18 protein-coding genes are annotated in these 18,771 nt (G+C 48.1%); 11 read left to right on the forward strand and 7 right to left on the reverse strand.

The annotated features are described in order from the left end of the window. The first annotated feature begins 25 nt into the window (after window positions 1-25). Window positions 26-2,143: a ferrous iron transport protein B gene (gene feoB, locus ACYVK4_RS13345; protein ID WP_461128012.1), complete on the forward strand. Its 2,118-nt coding sequence runs from the start codon at window positions 26-28 to the stop codon at window positions 2,141-2,143. A gap of 374 nt (window positions 2,144-2,517) precedes the next feature. Here feoB and ACYVK4_RS13350 read toward each other — a convergent pair whose 3' ends face one another. Then, on the reverse strand, window positions 2,518-4,035 hold the full coding sequence (locus ACYVK4_RS13350; RefSeq protein WP_461128013.1) for an NAD(P)H-hydrate dehydratase: 1,518 nt from the start codon (window positions 4,033-4,035) through the stop codon (window positions 2,518-2,520). 115 nt (window positions 4,036-4,150) lie between these two features. Between ACYVK4_RS13350 and rplS the strand changes: the two genes are divergently transcribed. The 3 genes from rplS to ACYVK4_RS13365 all read left to right on the forward strand — a co-directional run bounded on the left by rplS (window position 4,151) and on the right by ACYVK4_RS13365 (window position 6,403). Further along, the gene (gene rplS, locus ACYVK4_RS13355) at window positions 4,151-4,525 is read left to right on the forward strand and encodes a 50S ribosomal protein L19 (protein WP_461128014.1); all 375 of its coding nucleotides are present in this window, start codon (window positions 4,151-4,153) and stop codon (window positions 4,523-4,525) included. Window positions 4,526-4,655: 130 nt separating this feature from the next. Continuing rightward, window positions 4,656-5,429, forward strand: coding sequence for a diaminopimelate epimerase (dapF, locus tag ACYVK4_RS13360; protein ID WP_461128015.1), 774 nt, complete (start codon window positions 4,656-4,658; stop codon window positions 5,427-5,429). Between the two features lie 44 nt (window positions 5,430-5,473). After that, entirely contained in the window at window positions 5,474-6,403 is a 930-nt protein-coding gene (locus ACYVK4_RS13365) for a bestrophin family protein (protein ID WP_461128016.1), read from the forward strand. Window positions 6,404-6,438: 35 nt separating this feature from the next. Here ACYVK4_RS13365 and ACYVK4_RS13370 read toward each other — a convergent pair whose 3' ends face one another. Continuing rightward, the gene (locus ACYVK4_RS13370; protein WP_461128017.1) at window positions 6,439-6,747 is read right to left on the reverse strand and encodes a rhodanese-like domain-containing protein; all 309 of its coding nucleotides are present in this window, start codon (window positions 6,745-6,747) and stop codon (window positions 6,439-6,441) included. 42 nt (window positions 6,748-6,789) lie between these two features. Next, entirely contained in the window at window positions 6,790-7,167 is a 378-nt protein-coding gene (locus ACYVK4_RS13375) for a hypothetical protein (RefSeq protein ID WP_461128018.1), read from the reverse strand. A gap of 160 nt (window positions 7,168-7,327) precedes the next feature. Here ACYVK4_RS13375 and htpG point away from each other — a divergent pair, with 160 nt between their 5' ends. Further along, the gene (gene htpG / locus ACYVK4_RS13380) at window positions 7,328-9,202 is read left to right on the forward strand and encodes a molecular chaperone HtpG (RefSeq protein ID WP_461128019.1); all 1,875 of its coding nucleotides are present in this window, start codon (window positions 7,328-7,330) and stop codon (window positions 9,200-9,202) included. A gap of 109 nt (window positions 9,203-9,311) precedes the next feature. On the opposite strand, the gene ACYVK4_RS13385 is transcribed toward htpG, so the two are convergent. Both ACYVK4_RS13385 and ACYVK4_RS13390 read right to left on the reverse strand, forming a co-directional pair. Beyond that, on the reverse strand, window positions 9,312-9,947 hold the full coding sequence (locus ACYVK4_RS13385; RefSeq protein ID WP_461129597.1) for a DUF4126 domain-containing protein: 636 nt from the start codon (window positions 9,945-9,947) through the stop codon (window positions 9,312-9,314). 122 nt (window positions 9,948-10,069) lie between these two features. Continuing rightward, a complete protein-coding gene (locus ACYVK4_RS13390) occupies window positions 10,070-11,563 on the reverse strand; it encodes an ATP-dependent DNA helicase (protein ID WP_461128020.1) in 1,494 nt (497 codons plus the stop codon). Window positions 11,564-11,714: 151 nt separating this feature from the next. On the opposite strand from ACYVK4_RS13390, the gene ACYVK4_RS13395 reads away from it, so the two are divergent. The 4 genes from ACYVK4_RS13395 (at window position 11,715) to coaD (ending at window position 14,253) form a co-directional block, all read left to right on the forward strand. Then, window positions 11,715-12,152: a CBS domain-containing protein gene (locus tag ACYVK4_RS13395; RefSeq protein ID WP_461128021.1), complete on the forward strand. Its 438-nt coding sequence runs from the start codon at window positions 11,715-11,717 to the stop codon at window positions 12,150-12,152. Between the two features lie 105 nt (window positions 12,153-12,257). Beyond that, on the forward strand, window positions 12,258-12,761 hold the full coding sequence (locus ACYVK4_RS13400; protein WP_461128022.1) for an NUDIX domain-containing protein: 504 nt from the start codon (window positions 12,258-12,260) through the stop codon (window positions 12,759-12,761). Window positions 12,762-12,833: 72 nt separating this feature from the next. Then, on the forward strand, window positions 12,834-13,724 hold the full coding sequence (locus ACYVK4_RS13405; RefSeq protein ID WP_461128023.1) for a DUF3822 family protein: 891 nt from the start codon (window positions 12,834-12,836) through the stop codon (window positions 13,722-13,724). 58 nt (window positions 13,725-13,782) lie between these two features. Next, entirely contained in the window at window positions 13,783-14,253 is a 471-nt protein-coding gene (gene coaD / locus ACYVK4_RS13410; protein WP_461128024.1) for a pantetheine-phosphate adenylyltransferase, read from the forward strand. 50 nt (window positions 14,254-14,303) lie between these two features. Here the strand turns inward: coaD and ACYVK4_RS13415 are convergent, their stop codons facing one another. Next, window positions 14,304-15,002 carry an NUDIX hydrolase gene (locus ACYVK4_RS13415; RefSeq protein ID WP_461128025.1) on the reverse strand — a complete coding sequence of 233 codons (699 nt, stop codon included), beginning with the start codon at window positions 15,000-15,002 and terminating at the stop codon, window positions 14,304-14,306. 117 nt (window positions 15,003-15,119) lie between these two features. Here ACYVK4_RS13415 and ACYVK4_RS13420 point away from each other — a divergent pair, with 117 nt between their 5' ends. Further along, window positions 15,120-16,409, forward strand: a complete 1,290-nt coding sequence (locus tag ACYVK4_RS13420) for a hemolysin family protein (protein WP_461128026.1) — start codon at window positions 15,120-15,122, stop codon at window positions 16,407-16,409. Window positions 16,410-16,629: 220 nt separating this feature from the next. Continuing rightward, window positions 16,630-16,956: a hypothetical protein gene (locus ACYVK4_RS13425; RefSeq protein ID WP_461128027.1), complete on the forward strand. Its 327-nt coding sequence runs from the start codon at window positions 16,630-16,632 to the stop codon at window positions 16,954-16,956. 22 nt (window positions 16,957-16,978) lie between these two features. Here ACYVK4_RS13425 and ACYVK4_RS13430 read toward each other — a convergent pair whose 3' ends face one another. Then, window positions 16,979-18,739 (reverse strand): ABC transporter ATP-binding protein, encoded by a 1,761-nt coding sequence (locus ACYVK4_RS13430; protein WP_461128028.1) that lies wholly within the window; start codon window positions 18,737-18,739, stop codon window positions 16,979-16,981. Between the last annotated feature and the right edge of the window lie 32 nt (window positions 18,740-18,771).

The raw sequence follows: 18,771 nt of genomic DNA on the forward strand, positions 1-18,771 counted from the left end.
GGGTGGCCTCGTCTAAACCTGCGTCTTGAAATCGTCTCCTACTATTGCCCTCGTTGGCAACCCCAATGCCGGTAAATCGTCTTTATTCAATCAACTGACCGGTCTGCGTCAGAAAACCGGTAATTTTCCCGGTGTCACCATGGATAAAAAGTCCGGAACGTGGCCTCTGGATACCCAGACTACGGCTACGGTTATTGACCTCCCCGGCGTTTATTCCATCTACCCAAAGTCACTCGACGAGCAGATCGTTACTGATATTCTTGCCAATCCCGAGCATCCCGACTATCCGGATGTTGCCGTAGTTGTTGTCGACGCATCTAACCTGCACCGGAATTTGTTGTTGTTTACCCAAATTACTGACTTGGGGGTGCCTACGGTTTTAGCCCTGAACATGCTTGACGTAGCGCAACAGCAAACCAAGGTAATTAACGGGGTTCGATTAGCCATGCGACTGGGGGTTCCCGTAGTGCGTATCAATGCGCGTACCGGCGAAGGTGTCGATCTGCTTAAACGAGCGGTTCAGGAGCAGATACAGCAGCCCACTTTGCCCGGTAAACTTTTCTTTGATCCGGCCGATGAAGCACCTGGGCTCATTGCAGAAACCAAAGCCCAATACAACCTGGATAATAATTACCTGGCCCTTCAGTATATTATCCAGCATGACGGGGTTTCGTTTCTGGACCGACAGCAGCAGGTAGGGCTGGATGCCCTGATTGAGTCCCATCAATTTAATGTAACAACCTTTCAGGCGGGTGAAACCATCACTCGTTACAAACGTATAGCCGCCGTCGTAACGGAAGTTGTTACTGACAAACGGCCTGTCAATCAGCCAACCTGGAGTCAGAAACTTGACCGGGTATTGCTGCACCCGGTTTGGGGATATGCTATTTTTGGATTCGTGCTGTTATTGATCTTTCAGGCCATTTTCGCCTGGGCACAGCCATTCATGGATGGTATTGATACGGGAGTGGCCTGGCTTAACGGGCAGCTCAAAGAAAGCTTGCCAACGGGCCCGCTAACCGATCTGCTTACTGATGGTATTCTGACGGGCATTGGCGGTATTCTTGTTTTTATCCCTCAAATTGCCTTCCTGTTTTTTCTTATCGCCCTGCTTGAAGAATCGGGGTACATGTCGCGGGTGATGGTCATCATGGATCGGATCATGCGTAAATTCGGCCTGAATGGCCGGAGTGTCGTGCCGCTGATTTCGGGGGTTGCCTGTGCCGTACCGGCCATTATGGCAACGCGCAGCATAGGCACCCGGCGCGACAGGCTCATCACCATTCTGGTGACGCCCCTCATGAGTTGTTCGGCCCGCCTGCCCATTTATACGATCCTGATCGCTCTGGTAGTACCAAGTCAGCGAGTGCTGGGGGTGTTCAACCTTCAGGGACTGGCCCTGATGAGTTTGTATCTGCTGGGGTTGATCAGCGCTCTGCTGGCGGCTTATGTCTTGAAGCTCTTTCTAAAGACAAAAGAGCGTGGCTATTTTATTATGGAGTTGCCAACGTTTAAACTACCCCGTTGGAATCACGTGGGCATAACCGTTTGGGAAAGCGTACGGTCATTTGTCTGGGAGGCCGGGCGGGTTATTCTGGCTATTTCTATCGTTTTATGGGTGCTTGCCAGCTACGGGCCCGGCGACTCGATGGATCAGGCAGAGACTCGGGTTCGTCGGCAGAATCCTTCATTAGCTGCTGATGTGCTTCAAAACCGCATTGCATCCGAACGAATGGAAGCCTCTTATGCCGGGAATTTCGGCCATTTTATCGAACCCGTTATTCGTCCGCTAGGCTACGACTGGAAGATAGGTATCGCTCTTTTAAGCTCCTTTGCCGCCCGTGAGGTATTCGTTGGCACCATGTCAACCATTTACAGCATCGGAAGTGGCGACGGGGATGAGGGGGTAACGATTCGGGAGCGACTTCGGCAAGAGCGGAACCCCGAAACGGGAGGTGCTATGTATACGCCCGCTCTTGCCTGGTCGTTGCTGGTGTTTTATGTGTTTGCCATGATGTGTATGAGTACACTGGCGGCTACACAACGCGAGACCAAAAGCTGGAAATGGCCCGCTGTTCAATTGACCTATATGATGGTGCTTGCCTATGTAGCGGCTTTTGCTACCTATCAACTTATGAAGTAAGTTGCTTTAAGGATTACCACAGTAAGCCCTTGGCAATCATTGGGTAAATAAAGTAGTAGAGAATATAGGCAAACAGGGCCATGGTTAGCCCGCCCATAGCTGTAGTTTGATCAAAATTAACCCGGTTCTTACGCGATGACCGGCTAGTTCGCCAATCCCTATTCGCTGTGTGTTTCATGGTGTGCAATATTATTTTTAATAATACTTACACAAATTTGGGGCCTGTATGAAGGCTTAGTTAGAGCAGAAACACGGAAATTGTTGATTACGTAAAAATACTCGAATCAACAATTTCGTAAGCGGTAGGTTGTCGTGAGAACATAACTATAGAATTTATGGACTATGTGGAAAAAAATACACACAGTTCGGGAAGATTATTCCCACTGTAACCTGTCGATGACATCGGAAGCCGTCATACCGATGGGTCCCCGCTGCTCGGCGGCTTTATCACCTGCCAGCCCATGGGCAAAGACGCCTAATACGGCTGCTTCAACAGAATCGTACCCCTGAGCCAGCAGGGCCGTTAAAATACCTGTCAACACATCACCGGTTCCCCCGGTACTCAAACCCGGATTTCCTGTTGAGTTGAAATGGATTTCACCATCAGGAGTCGCCACGGCTGAAAAAGCCCCTTTTAAAACGACGACGACGCGGTATTTTTTCGCAAACTCACGGAGTATATCCAGCTTTTCGTAATCCGTTGTCCATTTCGTTGTTAGTCGCTCAAACTCTTTTGGGTGCGGAGTCAGAATGCTGTTCGCGGGAACATGATTCAATAGCTCGCGATTTTCGGCCAATAGATTCAAGGCATCGGCGTCGATAACGATGGGCTTTTTCAACGTCGGTAACAGGCCTTTCAGCATCGCCAGTGTTTCAGGCGCTTTGCCAATACCGGGGCCAATACCAACCGTTGAGTAATCGGCCGGATCAGGACTTTCCTGACTTGGGTAGCCTTCTATGGCAGCCCCCGTCAGAACGTTCTGATGCCGGTCGGGACTGCACATCGCTTCCGGCACAGCAGCTTGCAGGATCGTATAGCCACACTGCGGCACCTGTACGGTTAGTAAGCCTACACCGGATCGCAAACAGGCTTTGGCCGCCAGCACAGCCGCCCCAATCTTACCATAACTTCCGGCCAGAAGAAGCGCATGGCCAAACGAACCTTTATTGGAAAATCGAGCTCGTTTGCGAAGGAGCAGGCGGGCCTCATGAGGTTGGGTAAAATAATAGGACGTCGGTGCCTGATCGATGAAGCGCTTGTTAAGCCGAATGTCTAATAAATGCCATTCACCAACATACGGGCCATTTTTTGGTAGAACCAGTGCCAGTTTTGGCAACTGAAACGTAAGCGTATAATCCGGTTCAATAATGACATCGGTTGGCTCATTGGGTTGATCGGTGTAGAGGCCGCTGGCAATGTCTACCGAGACAACTTTGGCTGGTGCCCGATTAATTGCTTTGATGGTATCGCGCACGATGCCATCTGTAGGGCGGGAGAGTCCTGAACCAAGAATAGCATCAATGACAACCTCATTGTGGCGGATCGTCGGAATGTCGGATGGGGCCTCAATGTAATGAATCGACTCGACCAGAATCTTCAGCCGCCGATGGTTGTGCATGAAATCATCCGATTCCCGTGGTGCATATCGTACTACGTATACATCGATCGGGTATTCATGCTCCAGCAACAAACGGGCAATTGCCAGACCATCGCCCCCGTTATTTCCCAGCCCGCAGAAAATTTTAACAGGTGTCGAAATGGGAAAATGATCAACGAACCACTCAACAAAAGTGAGGGCAGCTCGCTCCATTAAATTGATGGGTGCTATTGGCTCATGTTGAATAGTGGCTTGATCTAAGGAACGAATTTGGTCTGCATTCAGAATTTTCATGGGTTTGGTCGTTGATACCAGCGCTTAATTTCACAAAAGTATTTTCTGCTACTGAGAAAATTACTATCTTTGCGGCTCATTTCGCAAATAGTTATCTGGCGATTTATATACGGTCATGAGCGAGTTAATCAAATTAGTGGAGGCAGACAACGCGCAACGTCGCGCCGAGTTGCCCACGTTCCGGGCGGGCGATACGGTGAATGTACACGTCAAAATCCGCGAAGGTAATAAGGAACGCATTCAGGTATTTACAGGAACGGTCATTCAACGCCGGAATCCAAGCACCGGTGGTGAGACATTTACTGTCCGCAAAGTATCCAATGGCGTTGGCGTAGAACGGATTTTTCCGCTACTGTCACCCAATATCGACAAAGTCGAAATCGTTCGTATGGGCAAAGTGCGCCGGGCGCGTTTGTTCTACCTACGGGGTCGTCAGGGTAAAGCTGCTCGGGTTAAAGAGCGGAAGCCTAAAGTTACCGCAGCAGCTTAATCGCTTTTGTTGCAAGCCATTTTTGAAAGAGCTGTCTGTCTGGACGGCTTTTTTCGTGTTAACGGCAACAGGCTCCGGCTGTTGCTTCGAGTGAACGGGCAATAGCCGGAGCCTGTTGCCACCCGCTAATATGGAGTTTTACAAATACCAGGGTACCGGCAATGATTTCGTGCTGATCGATGATCGTGACCAGCAATTTTCTGTTTCTAATCAGGCCCTCGTTGAGCAACTATGCCACCGACGGTTTGGTATCGGGGCTGATGGCCTGATTCTGCTTCAGACGGATGCAGCATACGATTTTCGTATGGTGTACTTCAATGCCGATGGTGCCGAAGGGAGCATGTGCGGCAATGGTGGTCGCTGTATTGTACGATTTGCACACGATCTGGGTATTTTTGATAAAGAAACCCGTTTTCTGGCCGTCGATGGCGAGCATAGGGCAGTGGTTACGGAAGACCGGGTTTCCCTAAAAATGAGTCCCGTGTCAGGCATTGAGCAGCGTGGCGGCCTGACGTTTCTCAATACAGGTTCGCCCCACGTTGTTCAGTTTGTCGACGACCTCGAATCGCTCGACGTTGTCGCCGAAGGACGGGCCATCCGCTACAGTGACGCCTTTAAGCCAGGCGGCACAAACGTTAATTATGCACAGGTACTGGATGATAAGACCCTGTTCGTCAGAACGTATGAGCGGGGTGTCGAGGATGAGACTTACTCCTGTGGTACGGGCGTAACGGCGGTTGCGCTTGTAGCCCATCTGCAATTGGGAATGACTGGTCCTGTAGCTATTAAAACCATCGGAGGAAACCTTAGCGTTTCATTTAATCGTCGGGGCGATGGCGGTTTTGATGATATTGATTTGATTGGTCCGGCCAAACGCGTTTTTACCGGAAACATAACCGTTTAGGTATTTGGTGAGTTAATCATGGAACCATCCACTGATGATTTCGAATGATTATCTACAAGAATAAAGGCTTGCTGCCATCTATCTGGCATTTTCATACAGGGCCTACGGCCAGAGCACTGGTTCGTCGGTTAGTTGTTGTAGCCATCTACGTAACCCTCGTTACGGTGGCTGAAATGAATTACATTGACCTTCGCCTTAAAGATACCCCGGGTTCGTTTCTGGGGGCTATGGGTATTCTGCTCAGCCTCCTGCTGATTTTCAGGACCAACACCGCCTACGATCGGTTCTACGAAGGCCGACGGGCGTGGGGCGTCTTAGTAAACAATTGCCGGAATCTGGCCATTTACTTCAATGCCGTTTTGCCGGAAGGCGATACCAAAAGCCGCAGTTTCTTTGCCAAATCCATCTCCAACTTTCCTTTTGCCCTTAAAAACCACCTCCGCGATATAGCTGATGTAAGCGAACTCGATATGGTTGAAGAAGGTGTGCGACGGGATCTCAGAAATTTCGATCATAAACCTGCCGGAGTATCCAACCAGCTGTGGGTAAAGACTGAGATTTTGTATCGGGAAGGGCATATTTCTGAATCCCAGCATATCAACCTGAATCAGTATTTAACCACCCTGATGGACGTTTGTGGGATTTGTGAACGTATAAAAAGCACTCCAATTCCCTTCTCTTACACGCTTTTTATAAAGCTGTTTATCATGCTTTATGTGATTTTACTGCCCTTTACGGTCATAACAGCATTCGGTTACCTGACCATTCCGGCTGTCGTGCTGACTTCTTATATATTGGTTGGGCTGGAAATGATTGGTGAAGAAATTGAAGAGCCGTTCGGGTTTGAGCGGAATGATCTGCCACTAAGTCAACTCAGTCAGCTCATTCGGGTGAATGTGCATGATATTCTCCAGATCTTTCTGCCGCATGTTGAAAAACAAGCTGCAAAACCCGGTTTTACGATCGTTACGTAGAACAATAACGAGACAATCACTTTGACTAGGAAACCCTAATCAACATCGTCAACTAAGCCGCCGTGCAAATGGTAGATCGTCTTATGTTGGAATTCGGGTTGGCGAAGTAAATCTTTAGCCGCAACCCGGCTTCGAACCCCATTAGTACAAATAACAATCAGTGTCAAATAGGGAAATAGCTCCGCTTTTCGGCTGCGGATGTCAGGCAGGGGGATGTTTAAGCCTCCCAGATTGAATTCGTCAAATTCCCATTCATCACGCACATCAACAACGACTGTTTCGGGTTGTTGGCGCAGATTTTCCAGTTCAGCCAGACTTATGTCGGTATACGTGTGTGTTACCATATGCTGCCATAACAGCTACGCCGTGAAGCGTGTTCGTTTATGTCATCGTTTTGTTATGGCCAGCACGTCAATCTCCGAAACGGTAGGACTTACCCAGCCGCAATGAACGACAACTTGTTTACCCGTCGTTTGAAAGCGTATTGAAATTGGGAGTAGAAGTGGAACGGGCTGGCCGTTTGATAGTTGAAGCTGCGCTTTCTTGACCAGAAACAGTGTTCTTGCAGAAGGATTATACTGAACCGGGTTCTTTTGTAAGCTTAAACTGTCTGTAGCCTGTATAATATGAAGCTCACAGCCGTCGGCATAAACACTGCTATTGTCTATAAATGCTGCGATAGTCTGCTCAGGGCCTATGCTGGAATCCGATTTCAGTTGGCAGCTCACCAGCGAAATGAGAAAAAGACACAAGAGGAGTCTCATAAGTGGGGTAGTCCTTTTACCGGATGACCTAATTCTGACGAAAACCGTTGGAAACCCGCGAGTAAATAGAAAAAAACTGTCAATCTGTCATAAACAGGTAGGCTGGAACAGGATTTGACGCCACCCAAGCAGACTCATAATCTCATTTTACTATTAACTTATGGAAGCAGTACAAAACGAAAAAGGCGAGTCCACGCGGGGCGAATCCACGCAGGGCGAATCCACGCGGGGCCAGATCTCGATCCATACCGAGAATATCTTTCCTATAATTAAGAAGTTTCTCTATTCCGACCATGAGATTTTTCTGCGTGAGTTGGTGTCAAATGCCGTCGATGCTACGCAAAAGCTACGTCAACTATCTTCATTCGGTGAATTTGGGGGTGAGTTGGGTGATCTGAAAGTGACCGTCTCGCTTGATGAGGAAGCAAAAACAATCACCATTTCGGATAATGGTATTGGCATGACTGCCGATGAGATAAAAAAATATATCAACCAGATCGCCTTTTCGGGAGCAACCGACTTTCTGGAAAAATACAAGGATAAAACGGATGACAAAGGGCAGATCATCGGTCACTTTGGCTTAGGCTTTTATTCGGCCTTTATGGTCGCCGAGAAAGTAGATATCGTAACGAAATCGTACCGTGACGGTTCAGAAGCTGTTCGCTGGACTTGCGATGGTTCGACGGAGTATGAATTGTCACCAGCCGAACGGGCAGATCGCGGAACCGATATTATTCTGCACATCGCCCCCGATTCGGAGGAGTTTCTGAACAAAGGCCGCTTGCAGGGAATACTGGACAAGTACGCCCGTTTTCTGCCCGTTCCGGTTGAGTTCGACGGAAAAGTTGTCAATAACACAACACCCATCTGGACGAAGGTGCCATCGGAATTGACCGATGAAGATTACAAGAATTTTTATCGGGAGCTGTATCCAATGGGCGAGGAGCCTCTATTCTGGATTCATCTCAATGTTGATTATCCGTTCAACCTGACCGGTATTCTTTACTTCCCCCGGGTTAAAAACGAATTACGCTTCCAGCGGGAGAAGATCCAGCTTTATAGCCGTCAGGTGTTCATTACTGATGAAGTAAAAGACGTAGTGCCCGATTTCCTGATGATGCTGCACGGCGTGATTGACTCGCCCGATATTCCGCTTAACGTATCGCGCAGCTTCTTACAGGCTGATTCCAACGTTAAGAAAATTAATGGCTACATCACCCGGAAAGTTGCTGATAAGCTAAATGAACTGTTCAACGCTGACCGTAAAGGGTTCGAAGAGAAATTTGATGACATTGGTCTGTTTATCAAATACGGTATTTTAAGCGATGACAACTTCTGGGAGAAAGCCAAAAACTTTGTATTGCTGAAGAACACAGAAGCCGAGTACGCCACATTGGATGAGTACCGGGAAAAAGTTCAGGCAAACCAGACCGATAAGACAGAAACGCTGGTACTGCTTTACACCACAGACCGCAAGCAGCAGGACGCCTACATCGAATCGGCCAAACGGCGGGGCTACGATGTGCTGCTGATGGACAATGTTATTGATGCACACTTTATCAATGCCCTTGAGCAAAAGCTGGAGAAGGTTCATTTCCAGCGTGTAGATGCCGATACGCTCGATAAATTGATCGATAAAGGACTGAGCAACGAAAGCGTATTGTCGGAAGATGACAAAACGAAGCTGAAGGAGGTATTCGATCAGGTGCTGGACAATAAGATGCTGAACGTAAGCGTAGAAGCTCAGCCAAGCGACGAATTGCCGGTTACCATTACATTGCCCGAATTTATGCGTCGGATGAAGGATATGTCGGCGCTGTCTGGAGAGCAATCGTTTTACGGCAACTTACCCGTTACTTACAACGTCGTTGTGAACGGCAACCACCCCCTGATCGGTAAAATTCTGGCTGAGTCAGACGATACTGCTCAAAAAGCGTTGGTCAAGCAGGTGTATGATCTGGCTTTACTGTCCCAGAACATGCTCACCGGTGCTGACCTGACCGCCTTTGTGAAGCGGACCGTGGCCACGCTGTAATTTTCTGACCGGGATTTTATCAAGATTAAAAGGATTCAACAAGATTGAACAATGGCTGTTTCGCAGCCGCAATCTTGTTGAATCCTTTTAATCTTGATAGAATCCCGGTTTAGATTCTCCCGTTACTGCTTCGGGGAACTTGACTTATTGTTCCGCCAGCGGGTTTGTTGCCAGGTCGGGTAAACCAGACTTTTCGTTTGGCAATCAGGCGTCCGATAATGAAAATCAGGACGAGTGCGATGATGAACATCCCCACAATCGGGAGGAAAATAGTGAAAATAGACAAGCCCAGAGAGGCAACATTTTCTCCGGTTGCCACAACAGGGTTAGCAAGCCCACCGGTTGTGGCTGTGGATCCAAGTCTTAGTAAACTTGTACCTGCCTGAACAATCCCTGCTGAACTTCCGCCCAGCATCAACCCAAGTCCCCACTGAATGACGGGATTATCGATCTGCAAAAAAGAGGTGCTCAATATAGTGCCGGCAATGATGGAGGTTGGGGTGGCAATGGTATCGAGGAGATTATCTAACCAGGGGATATAGTATGATCCGACCTCAAATACAGTTGCTACCGTGAGTCCCAGTAAAGCGGGCCAGGTGCTTAACCACTCAAAGCCGGCCATAGTACCAATGATGCCAAGTTTGGTAGCCGCGCTGGCAATCAGCATAGGGACAAAGACCCGGAACCCACAGCAGGCAGCCAGACCCACGCCAATACAGGCACTCATAATCCAGTCGAGGGACATATTCATCAACGGTTTACAGGTTATTAACAAGTGTTTTGACGGCTGCATTTAGCTTGCCCGGAAATGCTGAAAGTGCTCTACAAACACCCTCAACTAGAAACTGCAAACCGGAAACGATAGTTTTAGCCAAAGAACTGCGGATTGAAATTCATCAGGAAAGCTTCGTCTGTTGCACGGGTCAGGGCCGTATACAGCCAGCGTACAAACTCATCGTTCACCTGACCTTCCGGCAGAAACCCCTGGTCGATGAAGACCGCGCTCCACTGGCCACCCTGCGCTTTATGACAGGTCAATGCATAGGCGAATTTTACCTGTAATGCATTCAGATAGGGGTCACGTCGAATGGCTTCGGAACGCTCCTTTTTGCTTTTTATGTAGAAATAGTCTTTCGATACACTCTCATACAATGCCTTGTACTGATCGGAGGACAGAGAAGGTACGGGCGAGTGCAGTGTGTCGAGCATGATTTTGGCATCAAAGTCGGGCTGTTCCTCGTAGTCAACTAACCGAAGGGTGACGGTTGCAAAGCGGAAACCGTGCATTTCTTCTTTGTTGCGGATTTTCTGAACTTCGGCAAACTCTCCATTGGCCAGGAAACCCGCCGGGGAGTCTTCCTCAAGCACAGTATAGTTGTTTCGGGCAATCATCAGCATATCACCCGCGTCGAGTTCCTCTTCGCACTGATCAATCATCCGACGCACAAACTGATTATACTGCACCGCTGATTTGTTGGACCGGCAGATGATGGCCGTGTTCTCACGGCCATACTTGTCATAAGCATACCGAACGCCGTCTTCCAGTTTCATCAACGGCATTTTGTAAATATCCGTAAACGAGCGTACATTCAACTGGATAGGGGGTATCTCTCCTGAGGATGCAGAAGACCCTCCATCGGTAAGCAGCGCATCGAACCCCACGGCTTTGGGCGTTGCCGAAACACCATCCAGCAGCATCCTCAAGCCCGTAGCATTATATAAAATGCCGGATTCTTCGTCCTGGCGCATGACCTCGGTCAACTCCTGTTCATATACGGTCATGTCAAAAGCACTGGCCAGAAAGCCCCGATCAAGGGCAGGGCTTAATTCCCGGCCAATTGGAGGCAACTGAGCAGTATCACCAACAAGCATAAGCTTATTGCCGGGGTTCTCGAACACATAGTCGATCAGGTCTGTGAGCAGGCCCTTACCGCCAAAATCGGCTTCGTCTGAGATCATAGAAGCCTCATCGACGATAAAGAGCGTGTCTTCATGGTAGTTCTTTTGCCGTTGAAAGGCCAGATTCGCCGAGCCGGGGTCTGCTACCTGTCTGTATATTTTGCGGTGAATGGTCTGCGCCGGTTTTTTGGCGTAGTTGGTCATCACTTTGGCCGCCCGACCGGTAGGAGCCAACAGAATGGATTTATAACCAAAACGGGGCAGTACTTTTATGAGCGTACCAACGAGCGTCGTCTTACCCGTTCCGGCGTAGCCACGAAGCAGAAAACAGTCGCGGTAATGTTCAACTTCCTGGGGAGTAATAAACTGGCCGATCTGTTCGAAAAACTGTTCCTGACCGGGCGTAGGTTTAAAGGGGAAACGTTTGGCCAGCAGTTCGGCGGCCGTATGGGTTTCGTTCATGGTACTAATTTACGAAAAAATGAGGAAAGGGGAAAGCGAAAAAAATAGACAGGAAATGGTCACTTTTATCTTTTTTTAATCCTTTTCTGACCGACCCTTTCGTCCTGAATTCCTTTTTCTTATATTCACCCTCGACTAAATCTCTCCTTCTATGAACATCCGACAAATACTTCAAGGAAAGCGTGTTAATGCACTTTATAGTGTGTCCTCAGACCATACTGTTCTTGATGCGCTTAAGGTAATGGCCGACAAAAATATAGGCGCTTTGCTGGTTGTTGACAAAGGCGTTCTGTCGGGTATATTTTCAGAACGGGATTATGCCCGTAAAGTAATTTTAAAAGGTCGGCATTCAGACGATACCCGTATTGCCGATGTAATGACGGCAAATGTGATCACGATTGAACCTGAGCAGTCTCTGGAAGACAGTATGATCATCATGTCTGACCGGCATATCAGGCACTTACCCGTTATGGAGAAGGGTGAGTTGATCGGTATCATCTCGATCAATGACGTAGTCACGGCTATCATCAGAGACCAGAAGACCCGCATTGACTCGCTCGAAAGCTATATTTCTGGAAGCCCATATTGATATTTGATGTATGAAGTAAGATGTATTTAATCGACTATACGTCTTACATCCTACTTCATACATTAAAAAACAGTTACCTTTGCGTCCCCAAATACGCAAAATACTGTGACGCAACTAGCTGACGCTGACAAGCCTCGTGAAGAAGTGCTTAAATTGTATGGAAACCGCCTTCGACTGCGGGTTTGTGGTCTCTATCGGGAGGGCGACCAGCTACTGATGGTTCGTCACCGGGGAATTGGCCCGACTAATGTATTCTGGTGTCCGCCGGGTGGAGGAGCCCAGTTTGGCGAAACGGCCCCCGATGCCCTTATTCGGGAATTTGTGGAGGAAACTGGTCTGGAAGTTGAGATTGGCGATATGCTGTTTGTCAACGAGTTTATGCAGGCACCCCTTCACGCGTTGGAGCTGTTCTTTCAGGTGCGAGCAACCGGCGGCCAGCTAAAGCAGGGTATTGATCCTGAGATGAGCACGGAGGGGCAAATAATTCAGGAAGTTCGTCTGATGAGTTTTGACGAGATCAAAAGTTACCCCCCTGATGAAGTGCATGCGCTGTTCCGCTATTGTGATTCGATCGATGATGTTTTTTCATTAAAAGGCTACTTACAATAAACATCGTGTTCGAGTAACCCGTTTTTAATTTAATCTGGCCTGCCAAACTTTTAACTTTAGTTGCCCGACATTGTGCAAATCGCTGTGACCCTTACGCCAACTGTATCTATTGGATCTGACTCATTCAACCCCGGCCTTACCGATAAATCGGTGTTAAATCTGGAAGTTGGCCGAGACCGGTTCCGGTTTATGGTGCAGGATAAGCGGGGTAGCGGGCTCTATTTAAACGATTACACATTCTCGTCCCTGCTAACCGATCGGGCCATCACGGGTATCTTGCCGGATGTATTTCGGGAACATCCGGTGTTGTCGGCCGGGCCATGGCAGGAAATTCGAATTGCCGTTAATTCACCGTCGTTTACGCTGATTCCAACGCCACTGTTTCGGAAAGAATATGCCAGCAGTTATCTTGCCCTTATGCGGGGTAGTGCACTGGCACCCCACGAGTTTGCGCAGTCATATCTGCACAAAGACGAAGGGTTTCTTTCCGTCTTTAGTCTGGAACACCCACTCGCCGATTTCTTTTCAGAAGTGTATCCACTGCAACCGGTAACGTTTGTTCATCAGGTAAGCGCTCTCATCAAGGCTACGGCCGACCTGGACCGTCATGCTTTAACGCCAGAAAATATTTACTTGTTTTTTGAAGACGAATTTGTGACAATCGTTTACCGCAGTAAGCATCTAATTCGGTATTGCAATCGGTTTGGCTATAAAAATGTACAGGATCTTGCCTATTACATCCTTTATGTACTAAATGAGCAAACCCTGAGTCCCGACTCAATCTGTGTGTCGCTTTTTGGGGAAATTACCCCCTTTGCCGAAGCCTATTCAGAATTAAGTCGTTTTTTTGCCAATCTGAGCTTTGGTCAGATCCCTCCCGGCTTAACCTTATCTTCCGAATTTTACGACCTGCCCGACCATCGCTATTTAAGTCTTTATGGATTAGGCTTGATGAGTGACTAGCATAAGCACAGAACTGTGCACTTACCCTTGTTCACAACTGGTCACTAATTCACGATATATGAAGCGCATTGCTCTATTCCCCGGCTCATTCGACCCATTTACCAAAGGCCATGAAGATATTGTGTTGCGTGGTCTGCAATTATTCGACGAAGTGGTCATTGGTATTGGGCGGAACGCTCAAAAGGTGCGCTATTTCCCGCTTGAACAAATCACTGAACTGATTGAAGGCGCATTTCGCGATCAGCCGGCCGTCAGTGTGATCAATTATGATGATCTGACTGCTAACGTTGCCCGAAATATCGGCGCCAGATTTTTATTACGGGGCCTGCGAAATACAACCGATTTTGAGTACGAGAATGGTATCTCGCAAGTAAACAGATACGTGTATGAAGACGTTGAAACGGTTTTTCTGATCACCTCTCCGCATCTTGCCCCTATCAGTTCAAGCATTATTCGCGATTTACATCGATATGGGCAGGATGTGAATGCATTCCTGCCTTATCAATTGAGCAGGGTTGAGAAAAAATAACCCTACCTGCACGACCAGGTAGGGTTGACGGTAAAAAATGATTTGCCGTTTTATATTTTGGCCGCTTCATCCAGCACGAAGCGAATCGAGCTAAATGAATTCGTCATCGCCAGTTTCATTTCCCGGCGATCTGCCCAAACGAGTTTTTCAATATCTTCTTCGGCCTGTGGAGCCATCCGGCTATCATCAATCAGAGTCATTTTGTACCACTTGGTTCGCTTTAGAATTCGGTTACCGTTCAGATTATAGGTATGCCATGTCGTACAGATACGATTGCCTACCGACACCCGAACTCCCGTTTCCTCGTTGACTTCGCGGGCGGCTCCCTGGCGCGAGGATTCGCCTTCATCCAGCTTTCCTTTCGGCAGGTCCCACACACCACGACGGAACATCAATAAGACTCTGTCGCCGTTAAAGACGACTCCTCCACCCGCTTTAATGATCTTAAAGGGCTTTTTTATGGCATCTTCGCAATCTTTTTTATCGAGACAGCCTAATGTTACTGACAGCAGATCATTTAAATCATTTTTCTGAAGAAGAGCGAGCAATTTGCTTACGGTAGATGGGGTCGCATTCAGTATGAGTAGATGCCCCTGCAACACATCCGGCTTAAGAGCCTCCAGGCGAGCATCGGTTATCTGGTCATATTCAATCAATTCCGTGTTATTGGCTAATACTGGATTAGCTAATTGAGCAGCGGCTTTAGGGCTAACGAGCCGTATAGGCCGGTCATTAATAAAAACAATCATCGGGAATTATGCAGTTCAAAGCGTAAAAGTAACAAAACAGACGGTCTGTCGCACGGTTGTAGCTGTTGCAAACCAGTTCCATTTCCATATTTTTGCAACGGGCCAATCATCCTCTTCGTGGAACTCCTTATTATATTCCTTCTGACACTGCTCAACGGTGTGTTTTCAATGTCAGAGATTGCATTAGTATCTTCCCGTAAATCCAAACTAGAAACAGCGGCTAAAAACGGAGATCGTCAGGCGCAGGTGGCCCTGGACCTGTCTAATTCTCCCAACCGGTTCCTGTCGACTGTTCAGATTGGCATCACCCTGATCGGTATTTTACTGGGTATATTCTCGGGCGATAAACTGACAACCGATCTACAGGGCTATGTGTCTCAGATTGATATATTACGGCCCTACGCGCATTCAATAACCGTTGTGCTTGTATTGCTTCTGCTGACGTACCTTTCGCTTGTTTTTGGCGAGTTAGTACCCAAGCGAATAGGGCTCTCAAATCCGGAAGGGATTGCCAAAACGATGGCCGCTCCCATGATTTTTCTGTCGCGGCTAACCTCTCCATTTATCGCTTTATTGACCATTTCCAGCGACTTATTGCTTAAGGTACTTAACATCCGGCCAAACGACAGCGCTGTAACGGAAGAGGAAATCAAGAGCTTGATTCAGGAAGGTACATCGGGCGGAGCGATTGAAGAAATCGAACAGGAAATTGTGCAGAATGTCTTCCAGCTTGGTGATCGTAAGATTACCTCCCTGATGACGAACCGGCAGGAGATCGTTTACCTCGATATGGAAGATGATCCGGCCGATAACAAAGCCCGCATTCTGGAACACAAGCATTCCGTTTACCCGCTTTGTAATGGGGGCGTCGATGAGGTAGTAGGCTTAATTTATACAAAAGATTTCTTGGGTAGGGATCTAGACAACGAGCTTCTCCATTTAAAAGATATGAAGCGGGACGTCCTCTTCATCCCCGAAAACAACAAAGCGTATCAGGTGCTGGAGCGCTTTCGGGAACGTCGGCAATACGTTGGCGTTATCGTTGATGAGTATGGCGGTGTGTTGGGGGTAATCACTCTAAATGACATTCTGGATGTGCTTGTCGGCGATATAAACGACGATGTGCATTCGGACTATGAGATTCGGGAGCGTGACGATAACACGTTCCTGATCGATGCCCAACTGCCCTTTGACGATTTCCTGTCGTATTTCTCCATCAATATCACAGCCCAGGCGCGTCGTGAACTCACGGGTTTCGATACGCTGGGTGGGTTTGCGCTTCACATCCTGAAAGATATTCCCAAGGAAGGGGAGTCATTTGTTTGGCATGGCTATCGGTTTGAAATTATCGACATGGACAAAAGCCGGATTGATAAAATTCTGGTAAAGAAACTAGGAGAGGAGTAAAAATCATTCAGGCATCATCAAGCTGTTTTTCTCATACGAATTGCGCGTGTTCGTCCTCATTAAGCCTGTCCCCAAACACGCCTGCTAGGGGTATTAGTAAGACAATAGCCCAGACAATCGGCTGGCAAATGGTAGCCGCTTTTCGTGTACCCGGAGAGTAAACACCTAAACAACAGCATCACTTTAAGGGTTATGGATGAAAATAAAATCATCAATGCCCATGCGAAACTTCAGCCCCGATTCCAACGAATTGACCGGCGGTTCGTCCAGCCGAGTGCCATCTGGAATGGACAATGATCCAAATGCAGATGAAGAAGTGATTGATCAAAATGCAGGGGATCCGTCGTCGAGGGAAGCGTATCCAAAACCCACTGAACGGTCAGCGAAGATAGCCCCCGATGATCTCGCGGCTTCGATTGCTTATGCCCTTGATGGTAGCGGCCCCGGCCCAACGAACGACACCCCGAACGTGTCAGGGCATAAAGTGATTACGGAAGGCATTACCGGGGCGGGCCCCGAAGAGGAAGAAGAGAACTTACGGGCGTAGGTTATAGCTCGAAGACTGTTCCTTATACCACTTCTTTGTATTGCATTCTGTACAGGTTGGCGTAGAAGCCTTCCTGCTGGAGTAACTCCTCGTGATTACCCTGCTCAACAATTCGGCCTTTATCGACCACAATAATCTTATTTGCTTTTTGGATGGTCGAGAGACGATGCGCTATGACAATGGCTGTACGGCCTTTCATCAGTTTACTGATAGCATCCTGAATCATCTCTTCGGTTTCAGTATCGACTGAGGAGGTAGCTTCATCGAGCACAATGATTTTGGGGTCCTGGACCATGGCCCGAACGAACGAAATCAATTGCCGCTGTCCCACAGATAGTGTCGATCCACGCTCCATAACGTTGTAATCGTAGCCACCCGGCAAACGTTCGATAAACTCGTGTACACCAACCAGCTTGGCGGCTTCCACAATCTTGTCCCGGCTAATTCGCTTGTCGCCAAGTGTGATGTTGTTTTCGATGGTGTCCGAAAAGAGAAAGACATCCTGCAAAACGACACCGATATTCCGGCGAAGATGACCAAGTTCATATTCGTGAACATCGACCCCATCAATCTGTATTTCACCTTCGTTAATATCGTAAAATCGACTCAACAAGTTAATAATCGACGATTTGCCGGCTCCTGTAGCGCCTACGAAAGCGACTGTTTCACCCGCATTGACTTTGAACGAGATGTCGCGAAGTACCCAATCTTCATTATTGTAGGCAAACCATACATCCTTAAAGTCAACTTCGCCCTTTATGGCTACGGGAGCAAAGGTGCCGTTGTTGGCTGTAAATTCATCGCTGTCTAACAGCTTCAGAATTCGGTCGGTGCTTACAATGCCCATTTGAAGCGTGTTGAACCGATCGGCCAGCATGCGGATGGGGCGGAAGAACAGGTTAATGAACATCACAAAAGCCGTGACAGTCCCGAAGGTAACATTGGAACTGATGATTTGCTGGGCACCATACCAGACGACCAAACCAACAGCTACGGCCGAAATAATATCAGCCACCGGATAGTAGACGGAGTAATACCAGATGGAGCGAATGTTAGCCGCCCGATGTTCTTTGTTGATAGCCCGGAACTTCTCGGCTTCAATTTTCTCACTGCCGAAAATCTGAACAATGTTCATGCCCGTAATGTGTTCCTGCACAAACGAATTTAAATTCGCAACGGCCGTTCTGACCTCGTTGAACGACTTTTTTATCTTTTCCTTGAAGACATAGGTGCTAAACAGCATCAGCGGTATCGTCGACAGGCTAATAGCCGCCAGCCGCCAGTCGGTGTAGAACATAACACCGATAATAAGCACCAATTGCAAAATGTCCCCTGCTATGGCTGCCATACCTTCACTGAACACATCGGCTAAGGTTTCTACATCCGAGATAGAACGGGTTACTAATCGGCCTATGGGGGTGTTGTCGAAGAACTTAAGCCGGAGATGCAGTATTTTCTGATACAGTTGAACCCGGATGTCGCGAATAACATATTGACCAAGCCAGCCCGAGAGGTACGTATTCATAAACTGAATGATAGCCTGTGCCACGAGCACACCGATCATAAGAAACAGCATGGTGGTCAGGCGCTGGTAATCGCCCATCGCAATGACATTGTCGATGGTATAACGGATCAACAGGGGCGTTAGGGGGGCCAGGCAGGCCGCCAGCATAATGATGCCAACAAGGGCATAAAAGCGCACCTGGTAAGGTTTTATAAACGCATATAATCGTCGGAGGATGGCTAGATCGAATATTCGACCGGCCTTCTGTTCTTCGTTCACGGGGTAACCAAAAGGGCAAGTTCAGAAGGGTA

The sequence above is a fragment of the Spirosoma aerophilum genome (genome assembly GCF_054782495.1).